12 protein-coding genes are annotated in these 14,135 nt (G+C 43.1%); all 12 read left to right on the top strand.

Annotated features, from left to right (window positions below):
* Window positions 1-65: 65 nt before the first annotated feature.
* Window positions 66-1,613, top strand: a complete 1,548-nt coding sequence (gene murJ, locus OS173_RS04370) for a murein biosynthesis integral membrane protein MurJ (protein ID WP_267183058.1) — start codon at window positions 66-68, stop codon at window positions 1,611-1,613.
* Complete coding sequence (locus OS173_RS04365; protein ID WP_267183057.1) at window positions 1,610-2,560, top strand: bifunctional riboflavin kinase/FAD synthetase; 951 nt, start codon at window positions 1,610-1,612, stop codon at window positions 2,558-2,560. Before murJ ends, OS173_RS04365 begins: the two co-directional genes overlap by 4 nt.
* Window positions 2,544-5,342 carry an isoleucine--tRNA ligase gene (gene ileS, locus OS173_RS04360; RefSeq protein WP_323373168.1) on the top strand — a complete coding sequence of 933 codons (2,799 nt, stop codon included), beginning with the start codon at window positions 2,544-2,546 and terminating at the stop codon, window positions 5,340-5,342. Before OS173_RS04365 ends, ileS begins: the two co-directional genes overlap by 17 nt.
* Window positions 5,342-5,848 carry a signal peptidase II gene (gene lspA / locus OS173_RS04355; RefSeq protein ID WP_267183056.1) on the top strand — a complete coding sequence of 169 codons (507 nt, stop codon included), beginning with the start codon at window positions 5,342-5,344 and terminating at the stop codon, window positions 5,846-5,848. Before ileS ends, lspA begins: the two co-directional genes overlap by 1 nt.
* A complete protein-coding gene (gene ispH, locus OS173_RS04350) occupies window positions 5,829-6,782 on the top strand; it encodes a 4-hydroxy-3-methylbut-2-enyl diphosphate reductase (protein WP_267183055.1) in 954 nt (317 codons plus the stop codon). Before lspA ends, ispH begins: the two co-directional genes overlap by 20 nt.
* A 121-nt stretch (window positions 6,783-6,903) precedes the next feature.
* Entirely contained in the window at window positions 6,904-7,368 is a 465-nt protein-coding gene (locus OS173_RS04345; protein ID WP_267183054.1) for a GspH/FimT family pseudopilin, read from the top strand.
* Window positions 7,365-7,889: a type IV pilus modification protein PilV gene (gene pilV / locus OS173_RS04340; protein ID WP_267183053.1), complete on the top strand. Its 525-nt coding sequence runs from the start codon at window positions 7,365-7,367 to the stop codon at window positions 7,887-7,889. Before OS173_RS04345 ends, pilV begins: the two co-directional genes overlap by 4 nt.
* On the top strand, window positions 7,886-9,217 hold the full coding sequence (locus OS173_RS04335; protein WP_267183052.1) for a PilW family protein: 1,332 nt from the start codon (window positions 7,886-7,888) through the stop codon (window positions 9,215-9,217). The genes pilV and OS173_RS04335 overlap by 4 nt, the downstream gene beginning before the upstream one ends.
* Complete coding sequence (locus tag OS173_RS04330; protein WP_267183051.1) at window positions 9,214-9,831, top strand: pilus assembly PilX family protein; 618 nt, start codon at window positions 9,214-9,216, stop codon at window positions 9,829-9,831. The genes OS173_RS04335 and OS173_RS04330 overlap by 4 nt, the downstream gene beginning before the upstream one ends.
* A gap of 15 nt (window positions 9,832-9,846) precedes the next feature.
* Window positions 9,847-13,365: a pilus assembly protein gene (locus OS173_RS04325; RefSeq protein WP_267183050.1), complete on the top strand. Its 3,519-nt coding sequence runs from the start codon at window positions 9,847-9,849 to the stop codon at window positions 13,363-13,365.
* 11 nt (window positions 13,366-13,376) lie between these two features.
* Window positions 13,377-13,706 (top strand): hypothetical protein, encoded by a 330-nt coding sequence (locus OS173_RS04320; RefSeq protein WP_267183049.1) that lies wholly within the window; start codon window positions 13,377-13,379, stop codon window positions 13,704-13,706.
* 2 nt (window positions 13,707-13,708) lie between these two features.
* Window positions 13,709-14,107, top strand: coding sequence for a type IV pilin protein (locus tag OS173_RS04310; RefSeq protein WP_323373167.1), 399 nt, complete (start codon window positions 13,709-13,711; stop codon window positions 14,105-14,107).
* Window positions 14,108-14,135: the final 28 nt, after the last annotated feature.

The raw sequence follows: 14,135 nt of genomic DNA, 5'->3' as shown, positions 1-14,135 counted from the left end.
TATTAAAAAACGGCGCATTTTCCCATTTATTCCATGAATAGTCAACGCCTGCTGAGGTTAATTGGATGAATTTAGCAAAATCAACGGCTGTTGTCAGCTTTTTTACGCTATTATCACGGTTTTCCGGTTTTTTTCGTGATGTCTTAGTTGCTCGCTTCTTTGGTGCCAATATCTGGACAGATGCCTTTATCGTGGCGTTTAGAATCCCTAACTTTATGCGGCGATTGTTCGCTGAAGGTTCGTTTTCACTGGCATTTATCCCGGTTCTGAATGAAATAAAAGAACAGCAAAGCGAGGCATATTTAAAAGCTTATGTTAACCATGTTTTGGGCGCTTTGCTGGCGGCCTTACTGGTGGTGTTGGCTTTGATGGAGCTGCTGGCGCCTGGTGTTCTTATTGTTTTTGCTCCCGGGTTTTTAGATGAGCCAGATGCCGTGTTTGATAACACTGTTACCATGTTGCGCATTACCTTGCCTTATTTGTTGTTAATTTCTCTGGTGGCTTTTTCAGCGGGTATTTTAAATAGCTTCAATCGTTTTGCTTTGCCGGCTGCGACACCGATTTTATTGAACGCCTCACTTATTGTTGCCGCTATTTTCTTCCGTGGTTATTTTGAAGTTGAAGTTATGGTGCTGGCTTGGGGAGTTTTGGCTGCGGGATTTTTGCAGTTATTGGTGCAAATACCGGCCCTCATTCGGCTTGGCATTGTGCCCATTCCGGTCTTGAAAATACATGACCCGGAAGTCAAGAAAGTGATGAGGTTGATGTTACCGACTTTATTTGCTTCATCTGTGGCGCAAATTAATTTATTAATTGACACTTTGATTGCGACTTTATTGCCGCTGGTGGGTAGTGTTACATTTTTATATTTTTCCGATCGATTGCTAGAGTTTCCTTTGGGCTTATTTGGCATAGCCATTTCAACGGTGATTTTGCCCAAATTGTCACGTGCGTTTGCTGCTCATGATAATGATGATTATCAAAAAACCATGCAATGGGCAATGTCGGTGGCCATGTTAGTGGCGATTCCTTCGGCTGTGGGTTTATTTATTTTGGCGCAACCGGTGATATTGTCTTTGTTTGCATATCATGAGTTTACTATACAAGATGCAACATATACCTCATACAGCCTGATGGCCTATATGGTTGGTTTGCCGGCATTTATCGCCAATAAAATTTTATTACCGGCTTTCTATGCCCGCAAAGATCCCAAAACACCGGTTAGAATTGCCATTAAAGCCATGGTTGTTAATGTGATTTTGAATCTGTTGTTTGTGTGGTTGTTGTTTCTGATGGGTGTGGTTTCCTTGCATATGGGCTTGGCCATGGCGGGTGTTGGTTCTGCTTGGTTACAAGGTTACTGGCTCTACCAACGGCTAAAGCAAGATGGTATCATCACCGGCTCGCTGTTACCGCGTGATTTATTTTTAAAACTCATATTAAGTGTTTTAATGATGGCGCTGACTTTGTTTGTGTTAAAAATGTATATTAATGATTGGATGCAATGGGTTTGGTATCAGCGACTGGGTTATCTTATGGCGTTAATTGTGGCTGGTGCGACTGTTTATTTCGGTGTTTTGTGGCTGTTAAAGGCACATAAAAGGGTGTTATGAAAATCGTTCGTTATCCTCATCACAACCCACTTTCTAAACCCGCAGCCATTACCATAGGTAATTTTGATGGTGTTCATAAAGGTCATCAGACCTTATTAAAAAATACCATTGAGGTTGCCCAACAGCGGTCATTGTTGTCGGTGGCTGTTATTATGGAGCCTTTGCCCCAACAATACTTTAAAGGTCGATTTGCGATTGACTTAATCACTCCTTTTAAGCAGAAAGCTCAATTGATTGCGCATCTAGGTATTGATGTTTTGTGTGTATTAAATTTTAACCAGCGATTGGCCGCTTTATCGGCTCGAAAGTTTTGTGATGATATTCTAAAGCAAGGGCTATTGGCACAATATATACTGGTTGGTCATGATTTTCGATTTGGCGCCAATCGTGTCGGTCATACAGACTTTTTAGCATCTTGGGGAGAAGACAATGCGGTTGACGTGGTGGTCATGCCACCTGTTAAAAACAAAGTAGGGCGAATCAGCTCCACCATTATTCGATCACAATTAGCAAATGGTGATTTTCAGCAAGCGCAACAAGCACTGGGTCGTTGTTATGCCATTACTGGCCGTGTGGCGCATGGTCGAAAGCTCGGGCGTAGTCTGGGTTATCCCACCTTGAATATTGAATTGAACAAAGGTGGTAATCCCTTACACGGGGTTTATGTGGTGATGATTGATATTGCCGGACAAAGTTTCCAAGGGGTGGCCTCGGTGGGCTACAACCCAACGGTGGGTGGTAATGCCAAGCGTTTAGAAGTGTATGTTTTAGATTTCAATCAACAAGTTTACGGCCAATCTGTTGAAGTTTTGTTTTATAAAAAGTTGCGAAATGAAGTAGAATTTGACAGTCTATGTGCCTTGCGCGCTGCCATCGAAGATGATGTGCAACAAACCAAAGAATATTTTGCTGAACACAAAGGAGACATCTGTGAGCCAAGATTATAAAAACACGCTCAATCTGCCTAAAACCAATTTTAAAATGAAGGCGTCATTAGCCACAAAAGAACCGCAATGGCTAAAACAATGGGATAAAGAAAGCCTTTATGAGGCTTTGCAAGCGCACTGTAAAGACCGACCGTTGTTCGTATTGCATGATGGACCACCCTACGCCAATGGTGCCATTCATATGGGGCATGCGGTTAATAAAGTACTTAAAGATGTGGTGGTGAAATCGAAAACCATGGCCGGATTCAAAGCGCCGTATGTGCCCGGTTGGGATTGTCATGGCTTGCCGATTGAAGTTCAAGTGGAGAAGAAAGTCGGCAAAGTCGGCCAAAAAGTGGATGCCAAAACCTTTCGACAAAAATGTCGTGATTATGCCGAGAATCAAATTAATATTCAGAAAAAGGATTTTAAACGATTAGGGGTTATGGGTGAATGGGACAATCCCTATATGACCAAGTCATTTAAGTACGAAGCCAATATGGTACGGGCTTTAGCTGAAATCGTCGCCCATGGCCATGTGGAAAAGGGCGTGAAACCAGTTAATTGGTGCTTTGATTGCGGTTCTGCTTTAGCGGAAGCGGAAATCGAATACCAGGATAAGACTTCACCGGCCATTGATGTGGCTTTTGAGGTCATCGATAAACGTATCAATGATGTCATTAATTTGCCCGATTCTGATTTGCCGCTGGCGGTTCCGATTTGGACCACCACACCCTGGACCATTCCGGCCAACCGTGCGGTGTCGTTACATCCTGATTTAGCCTATGCAGTGGTCACCGGACATAAAGACTATATTCTGCTAATTGCCGAAGACATGATGTCTGAGGTGATGGCTCGCTATGGCGTGGAAGAATTCCATGTGGCTGCCACAGTATCCGGAAAAGAGTTAGAAAATATACAGTTACAACATCCTTTATTTGATATTCAGGTACCGGTTACCCTGGGTGAGCATGTCACCACCGATGCCGGTACCGGTGCCGTGCATACCGCGCCGGGACATGGTGCTGATGACTTTTTGATTGGTCAGCAATATGGTCTGGAAATTTACAATCCGGTGGATGCCCAAGGTTACTATCTAGACGATACGCCGATGTTCGACGGTCAACATGTTTGGGAAGCCAATAAAACCATTGTTACGGCATTGTCTGATAACGGTCACTTATTACACCATGAAACCATTCAACACAGTTACCCGCATTGCTGGCGCCATAAGAGCCCCACGGCATTTCGCACCACACCGCAGTGGTTTATCAGCATGGATAAACAGCAGCTGCGCAAGCGGGCTCTGAGTGAAATTGAACAAGTAAAATGGATTCCTGATTGGGGTAAAGAACGGATTTACGGCATGATTGAAAATCGTCCGGAATGGTGTATTTCAAGGCAACGTACCTGGGGCGTGCCGATTCCTTTTTATGTGCACAAGCAAACCGGCCGGTTGCATCCTGAGACACAAACAATCATGGCACAAGTGGCCGATCTGTTTGAACAAAAAGGTATGGATGTCTGGTTTGATTTAGATGATGCCCAATTATTGGGTGATGCGGTCAATGACTATGAAAAAGTCACTGATGTCTTAGATGTTTGGTTTGATTCCGGCGTGACCCATTATTGTGTGTTAAAGGCCCGCGATAACCTGCGTGAGCCGGCTGATCTCTATTTAGAAGGCTCCGATCAGCACCGTGGTTGGTTTCATTCGTCTTTATTAACCGGTGTCGCCATTAATGACCGTGCGCCTTATAAAGAGGTGTTAACACACGGCTTTGTGGTTGATAAAAACGGTAAGAAAATGTCGAAATCACTGGGCAATGTGGTGTCGCCGGTGGATGTCATGAACAAATATGGCGCTGACATTCTGCGTTTGTGGGTGTCATCGGCGGATTATCGCGGCGAGATGACCATTTCCGATGAGATTTTAGACCGGGCTGCTGATGGCTATCGCCGTATTCGTAACACCGCGCGTTTTATGTTGGGTAACCTCAATGATTTTAGCAGCGATGATGCCTTGGATTTAAGTGATTGTCTGGCCATTGATTTATGGGCTTTACAACGGATGCAGGATTTACAAGCCCAGGTCCTGGCACATTATAACGACTATCAGTTACACCATGTTTTTCAAAAAATACATCATTTTTGCTCACAAGACATGGGTGCGTTTTATTTGGATGTCATTAAAGATCGCCTCTACACCGCACAAACGGACGGTCACGCCCGACGATCTGCACAAACGGTTATGCACCATATATTGCATTCATTGGTGCGATTATTGGCGCCGATTGTGACCTTTACGGCCAATGAGATTTGGCAAGCCATGGGGCATGAACGTCATATTTTATTTGAGCAGTGGTATGATTTTCCGAAATCAACCACCCACAGCCCAATCAGTGCTGAACAATGGCAGCTTATGAGCGAAGTCCGTAAGTTGGTATCCAAAGAATTAGAACAACTGCGGGTTGCAGGAGACATTGGCGGCTCTTTGGATGCCGATGTCACCATTTATCTGGATGAAGAATTACAACAACAATTGGCACCCTTTGCCGATGAGTTGCGTTTTGTGTTAATTACTTCTCAGGCCCAATTTTCGCCCATGGACAAAACCACCGAAGCGGCTGTTGAACTGGATGGTCATCGTTTATTGATCAGAGCCGTCCAGGCACAGGGCGATAAATGTGCACGGTGCTGGCATATTCAGGACAGCGTGGGACAAGACAATAATCACCCAAGCCTGTGTCATCGTTGTGTTATCAATATCGAAGGCAGCGGCGAGAAGAGGCGGGTGGCATAATGCAATTACGTGAGCGCGGGTTGGTTTGGTTGTGGTTATCTGTGGTGGTTTTAATTGCTGACCAGATAACAAAATTTTGGGCCTCGCAAACACTGACCTTGTATGTGCCTGAAAAAGTCACTGGTTTTTTTAATTTAACCTTGCTTCATAACAAAGGCATCGCTTTTAGTCTGCTGGCCGATCAGCCCGGTTGGCAGCGTTGGTTTATTTTGATTATGGCTTCAGTGATTGTGGTTTGGTTGCTGGTTTGGTTATTTAACAGTCCTCGTAAATTAAAATTACACAATATTTCACTGGCTTTAGTGATTGGTGGTGCTTTGGGTAATATTTATGATCGGGCTGTGTTAGGCTATGTGGTGGATTTTATTCAGCTGCATTATAACGACTATTATTGGCCGGCTTTTAATATCGCCGATTCCGCCATTTCCGTGGGTGCAGTGTTACTCATTATTGATACGCTCTTTAGTAAGCAGGATAAACAACAAAATGAAAGTACTTCTGGCTAATCCGCGCGGATTCTGTGCCGGTGTAGACCGGGCTATTGATATTGTTAACCGTGCTCTGGACTCGTTTGGTGCTCCCATCTACGTGCGTCACGAAGTGGTGCATAACCAATATGTGGTGGAAAAGCTGCGCGACCGCGGCGCCATTTTTGTGGATGAGTTAGATGAAATCCCGGCCAATCAAATTGTGATTTTTTCCGCACACGGTGTTTCCAAAGCGGTGCGTGAAGAAGCCAATCGTAGACAATTGAAAGTTTTCGATGCCACCTGTCCATTGGTCACCAAAGTTCACATTGAAGTGTTTCGATATTGTAAACAAGGTTATGACCTGGTGCTGATTGGCCATCACGGCCATCCGGAAGTTGAAGGCACTTTGGGCCAATGGGATAAGCATAAAGGCAAAGGCACGGTTTATCTGGTGGATTCAGTGGATGAGGTCAAAGATCTTGAAATTGATAATCCCGATAAAGTCGCCTTTGTCACTCAAACCACCTTATCTGTAGATGACACCAAGGATATTATCGAAGCCCTGCAAAACAAATTTCCGGCCATCGAAGGCCCAAAGCATGATGATATTTGCTACGCCACCCAAAACCGCCAGAACGCAGTGAAAGAACTCACCGAATTCTGTGATCTTGTCCTGGTCGTCGGCAGTATTAACAGCTCCAATTCCAATCGCCTTAAAGAATTGGCTGAACGAAAAGGCGTTCAATCCTATTTAATTGATGACGCCAGCCACATAAATCCTGAGTGGTTAAATGGCGTTGAAACCATCGGTCTCACCGCCGGCGCTTCAGCCCCTGAAAAGTTGGTTAAAGATGTCATCGCCTGGCTCAAAAACCATGACAGAGAACTTGAGGTTGAGTCGCTGGATGGTGAACCTGAGAACATGGTGTTTGCGCTACCCAAAGAACTGAGATTAGTGCAAACCACTTAACCGCAAACCGTTTATCGCTACTTTTCTTCCACTGGTCGGAAGCCGACTTCAATTTCTTGCGTTTTGACAAAACTTTAGACATGATTACCCTGTACTTAAGTCAAAACAGCGAGCAAACACAATGAAAGTAAGAGGGTTTACCTTAATTGAATTGATTATCACCTTGCTAATCGGTTCCTTATTACTGGCTTGGGGCGTGCCCAATTACCGGGATTTTAAAATACGTCGTGAAGTGGTTGATAACACCAATGAATTTGTTTATAGCATGAACCTTGCCAGAGCCGAAGCCGTTCGATATGGAACCACAGTGACAGTGGCGCCTGTTAACAATGATTGGAGTGAGGGTTGGATCACAATGGCCACCGGTTTGGATGGAAATCCGGACTTTAAAATTGAAGAGCATGACCCGGTCAATAACATTGTCGTGACCTTTACCACCAACCCGGGTGGAAGTCTTTCGTTCACACGCATAGGTGGACTAAGTGGTTCTTCAGAAGCCGTTTTTAGCTTAACACACGCTAATGCCACCGCATCACGTAATGTTCGCATCGGAATGTCCGGTTCTGTGAGGGTGGAGCAGCCATGATTAGACGGCACAGTGAAGAGGGTTTTACCTTGTTAGAAGTGCTCATTGCCATTGTTGTGTTCTCCTTCGGGCTATTGGGAATCGCCGGCATGATGACCATTTCAGTACGTAATAACCATAATGGCTATCTGCGGTCACAAGCTAACTTTTTAGCCGAAAATATGCTGGATCGAATGCGCGCTAATCCGGCGGCCTTGTGGGATGGTGATTATAACGGCACCGCCGCCACTGGCACACAAAGTTGTGATTTGAATTCCCCGTGTGTATTTAGTGATTTAGCGCAATATGATATGGAACAATGGGCACGCTCAATTGAATTAGCGCTACCAAACGGTGTAGGTACCATTAGTTGTGTAAATAATAATTCTATTCCCGCGACTGTCGGAGTACCGACACCACCAGCTATCTGGACCGCATCACCACCTTATCGGGGTGTGTGTACCATTATTGTGACTTGGGATGAATCTAATCGTAACTCAGATGTTGAATCTCAAACTATGCAACTGGTGGCTCAACCATGAATAAAATAAATAAACCAAATAATATGCGAAAATACAGTTACGGATTTTCATTGATTGAGTTAATGGTCGCCATGGTCATTGGCATTATCGTGCTTCTGGGGCTTGTGTCATTATTCACCAACTCCAGCATTCTAAACCGTGCTCAAACTGGTCTGGCTGTCTTACAAGAAAATGGCCGCTATGCCATCACCCGAGTCAAAGATGATATCGAGCAAGCAGGTCGTAAACACTGCGCCACCGTTGCGATGCCGTCTGATTTAATCACCAATTGGAACCAGGGCTATGTAATGAGATCCTGGATGGTTGACGAGAATGTTGATTTTTCTAATCATTCATCCACCAATGGTTTGCCACTTGTAAATCAGATAGAACTTAATTACCAAAGTGATCCTAATCAATTACCCAATGCGACTGCCAGCGTAGCTGGTCAGCCTGCATATCCGCTGGATCCTCGCTATTTTATTCAAGGGCACACGTGTGGAGCGAGCACTTGTCAGCCGGGGTTAACCACTGTAGGTTCTGATCAAGCCACTAATTTTAGAAACATTGGAACCGGTGATGGTGATCGAGCTGCTAATACGGATATTTTAACAGTGCGTTATTTGGATGGTGGTAATCGAATTATTAATGATCCTACAGCCAATAGCTTTACTTTAGACAATATGGTTATATCAGCTGGGACTAACCCTACTTTGGTTTCAGACTGCAACACAGCTTATGTTTCTAATGGTAACTGGGCTGGAAATTCATTAACAATGAATGGTACCAATGTGCCTAATTTTAATTTAAAAACAGACACCCGTGCTTTTGATTTAACAAATGATTTTCATACAGTCAGTTATTTTGTGGGCATTGACAGTGATCCAAACCGATCCGGTCGTATGATTAGCTCGTTATATCGTTCTGAAAATGGCAATGTCCAACAATTGGTGCAGGGTGTTGAGCGCTTTAATGTGTTTTATCTGGCACAATTACAAACCGGGCATGTGGCACGCTTAACTGCAGATCAGGTCCAGGCCATTCAAGATGGTGGTAATGCCACTATCGATGGTTGCATTATTCCTCCCAATTCTGAGGCTTTACCCGGTGGCGTTAGGTTAGCAAATGGTCAGGGCTGTTTATGGCGTTCAATTTACGCTATGGAAGTTCACATGTTGCTCAATACAGTGAATGACAGCAGCATGAAACAAGATGAAACTTACATTTATTCCCCGGATTCCGATGCAAGACAAACACCTGCAAGCACATTGCCTTCAGGCTTATCCAGAGATCGCATGTATCGCCGTGAATTTACCGCCATCATTCCTATTCGGAGTTATACATTATGATTAGAACATCCAAAAATAAACAACAAGGTGCGGCCTTAGTCGTTGGTTTAATTTTACTGTTAATTATTACATTAATGGGTTATGCCAGTATGAAAGGTACTATGCTGCAGGAAAAAATGGCTGCGGGATTACACAACCGTTCGTTGGCTTATGCTGGAGCCAATTCTGCGGTGAGAGCGGGGGAAGAATTTATTTTTAATCTGGTTCAACAAACTAATGGTGTCAACATTAAAGGCACCCCAGGAGGCATGTTTTACGGAATTTATTCCTATTTAGATACCCTTGATTCCGATCCAACCCAAGGCTTAAACACCACAGTTGAAGCGTTTAAAAAGAGGAACTGGACAAGCAGTGCCGGAACGGATCACCTCCATGACTTTACCAATGCGTCTTTTAATGGTGCTTTAGAAAGACGTCCTCAGTTCATTGTGGAAGAAATTGTTGGGGCAGGCGCACAAACCATGGATTCTCAAGAATTTGGTGCAGCAAGTGGTGATGGTAATGTTCAAAAAGCATTTTTAATTACCGGAAAAGGTCCCAGTGGGGATGGCAACAGTATTGCGCTAACACAATCCATGTATACCGTGGTGGTCAGCAGTTCATCGTCGAACTAATTTTGAGAGGTTATAATGAATAAACTAAAATCATTCGCAATTTTTACAGTTTTTATGGTGTCAATGGGTGCCGGCATCACACCGGCTAAATCAGCATTATTACAACTATCACATGATCCGCTGTTTCTTAATCAAACAGTTCCCCCCGCTATTGCTGTAACCTTAGATGATTCAGGCAGTATGGCATGGGGCTATCTCTATGTAGCTAACCGCAGTGATTGGAATCAACACGCCGATCCTAATTTCAATCGTTTATATTACAATCCGAATATAACTTATTCACCACCGATTAAGGCTGATGGGAGTCAAATGCCCAATATCGATTACACGGCGGCTCCAACCAATGGGTATTCTGATTATGGAACTTATGGCACGGGTGCCGTTAAAAATTTAACCAATAATTACACTCCATATAGTCAATTAACGTATAACTCAAATGGTACTTTTGGCGCAAGTTGGGCCGGAGAAATGGATGCTGCATCCAATGATGGTAGAGAAACTCGTGCTTTCTATTTAAAGCTCAAGACAGATGGTACCTATGAGGAAGTTCAATTAACTGCTGTTGATGATCTAAATAATTTCGCCAATTGGTATTCTTATTATAATACTCGAATGAAATTAGCCAGAGCCTCCATAAGTCGGGCGTTTGCAGGATTTGGCCCAAGTTTTAAAATTGATTGGCAGAATTTACATGAAGACACTACGTTAAATAACTTAACCAAATTTGAAAATACCCATCGTGAAAATTTTTATGACTGGCTTTTTTCATCACCCACCAGTGGTGGCACACCGCTTAGAAGTTCTTTTCGGCGTGCCGGTGAATTATTTAAAGATGAAGATAGTTATGATTCAGATGATTACAACACCGAATTATCTTGTCAGCAAAACTTCCACATTGCCATTTCAGACGGTGAGTGGAATGGAGGAGTATCTAATCCTGCAGAATTTTTTAACGACAACTCAGGTACCGCATCGTCTCTACCGGGTGACAGTGAATCTAAGTATGGAAACTATGATGGTGCCAATGAACAAACCATTTATCCTTACAATGGGGACAGTAATAACTTAGCAGATGTAGCTTTTCATTACTGGGCCACTGATTTGGTTCCCGATCTTGATAATAATGTCAAACGCTACAAAAAAAGCTTTACAGATGCCAGTGGTACAAATATTACGGTACCCAATGGTGGAGATGAATGGGATGTGCCGGCATTTGTCTGGAACCCTAAAAACAACCCGGCTTACTGGCAACATTTGGTGACTTATAATGTTGGTATGGGACTTGAAACTCCAAAGGTCTTGGCACAAATGGCCGGTGGTGCAGCATGCGTTACTAATTCCTTATCAGACCCTAAAGAAGCGGTTTACCGTGCCTTACGCACTGGTGACTGCTCATGGAGTTCTAATAAAATTGAAGATGTATGGCATTCCTCTATTAATAGTCGTGGTGATTTTTTTAGTGCGAATGATCCAGAAGAATTGATCACCGCTCTAAATGATGTGGTTAATGATATTTTGGAGCGCTTATCGCGTGGGAGCACCTCGACTGTTTCATCCGGCGTTATTACCAACGACACACTGGCTTTTAGTCCACGATTTGATTCATCGATTTGGGCTGGAAATATTTTAGCTCGACAAGTTAACCCAGATGGTACTTTTAGTGATCCTCTGTGGGATGCGGCTTGTATACTGACCGGTGGCTTATGTTCAGCGACTGGAGAGCATGTGTCTAAGCAATTAACCCGGAATATTTTTACCTATGATAAGAATACTGGAACCGTACCTTTTAACACATCATTGAATGCCGGTTTGAAGTCTCAACTTCAGACCAATGCAACTGATCTTATAAATCGCACCGGTGTCAGCGTCAACGATATTATTGAATATGTTACAGGTAACCAAGATAAAGAAATTTCTAACGGTGGTGTGTTACGTAATCGCAGTAGTGTTTTAGCGGATGTTATTCATGGTAGTCCATCTGTTGTGACCGGCCCCAGCGGGTTATACGATGACAATATGTGGCCAGCAGGAACACCCGAAGCATCCGCATTTGCTAACGATGAAGGTTATTTGCACTATCAAGAAGACCAATTGAATCGTCACAATGTCATGTATGTGGGCTCTAACAGCGGTATGTTGCATGCCTTTGATGCCGAAGACCCAACTACGACAGAGGAATATTGGGGGTATATTCCCAGTAAAGCTTTTGACAACATTCATCGTTTAGCGGATCCACAATTTAAACATTGGTCTTATGTTGATAACACACCGGTTGTGGCGGATGCCTATTTTAATACAAAATGGCGGACCACGTTAGTCGGTAGTATGCGGTACGGAGGTCAAGCTTATTTTGCGCTTGATGTGACAAACGCACCTTCATCAGCTCCAGAGGTATTGTGGGAATTTACCGATGAAGATGATCCTGATTTAGGTTATTCATATGGGCATGCCACGATTGTACGAATCGGAAGTACCGGAGATTGGGTGGCCTTGATACCCAATGGTTATAATAACACCCAGACTTATACTGAAGATTTGTCAGACCCTAACGATAACCATGTGTCAGCAACAGGACATGCTGTTTTATTTGTGGTTCGCATGAGTGATGGTCAGTTATTGGCTAAATTGGATACAGGCGTGGGTACGGAAGATACCCCAAATGGTTTATCACCTGCCATTGCCGTGGATTCTGAATTTTCATTCATTACCGGAAGCACGACAGAGCGAGGTGTTGATGTTGGTGCAGATTATGCTTATGCCGGGGATTTATATGGTAATTTATGGCGTTTTGATTTCAGCAGTGATAATTATTCAGACTGGTCTTCGAATATTACACGGGTTGTTGAAGCTGATAATATTATGGAGCAACCCATTACCATACAACCCCGAGTGGTGAAAATACCCAACGCATACCAGACAGATGCAATTGATGTGATGGTCATGTTTGGTACCGGTAAATATATTGAAGTACCCGATCGCTCCATTAACTTACCGGATGATCAGTATTTAGTGGGTGTTATTGACGGTTTGGGCTCATCACGTACAGATATGAAAATTGATGACAGTGAATTTATAGACCAAACTTTAATGCCTGATGGTCCAGTAGCAAGAGATTTAACGGCGAACACGGTTGATTTAACGACGGATTATGGCTGGAAAGTAAAATTACCTGATGAAGGTGAACGGCTCGCAAACCCCATGACTCTTTTAGGTAATAAAGTATTGTTAGCGGCAACCACCGTTACCGCGGGTATTGATCCCTGTCAGGCCGGTGGTCGTAGTTGGTTAAATGCGCTTAATCCTTATACCGGCGGTATTCCTGAAATTGGTCGAGTTTTTAATAATCCTTTAGGTACATACTTAGGCGGTGACGACAGTATTTTTATGAATGACTTAATTATCGGTAAACCACCCATACTTGAAATGCCTGGGTTACAGAAAATTATTATTGAGGGAGCAGAAGGTACTGAAATTGTGACTATTCAAAGTTATACCTGGCGTCGCCGAAACTGGACAAATTTGTTAACTGAATAAGTGAGGATGAAATGATTAAAATGATGATGAAATTTTTAACTGTTATATTTTTTATGCTTTGTTCAAATATGAGTATGGCTGAGTTTGTGTCTGAGATTAAGTACGCTGAACTTCAAGATATAAACATTTCAGATGGAACAGTCACTTTTGAAAATACAGTGTATAAATACAAAGTTAATAAAACGCATACCCAATACAGTGACTCTGAAATTAAGCCACTGACTTTGAGATCTTTATTTAAAAATAAGAAATACTATTTTGAAATTGAACAAATAGACTCGTTAAGCTCTAAAAATAAATTGAATGTCTTATTTATTGCTGAAGAAAAACTACCGGAGTAATTATGAGAAAAGTTACCATAGGTTTTACTTTAATTGAATTATTGGTGGTCATTGCCATTGTGGCGATGTTGGCGGCTTATGCCATTCCAAACTATCGTCAATATGTGATCGAAAGTAAGCGAACGGAAGCACAGAATCGCTTGCTGGAAATTGCCGGTATGTTCGAAAAACATTACGCTAATACCAACAGTTACCCTGATGGTTTAACCGGTGCTGGTGCGACTAAATTGGGCTTATCAAATGATTTTCTCAGTTGGGAAAATTATCAGGTTAGTGCTGATTTTTCCGGAGGATGGACTTTAACAGCCACTGCAATTGGTGGCCAGGCGCAGGATACCGAATGTCCGACCATAAATTACAATAATTTAGGCCAAAAAACGCCGCTTAACTGCTGGCAGTGAATGAGATAGTCAATGTGACTTAAACGGG

Source organism: Marinicella gelatinilytica (genome assembly GCF_026410405.1).
In the GTDB taxonomy this organism is placed as follows: domain Bacteria; phylum Pseudomonadota; class Gammaproteobacteria; order Xanthomonadales; family Marinicellaceae; genus Marinicella; species Marinicella gelatinilytica.
Note: the sequence above shows the minus strand (reverse complement) of the source record. Positions and strands in the feature narration are given on the sequence as shown.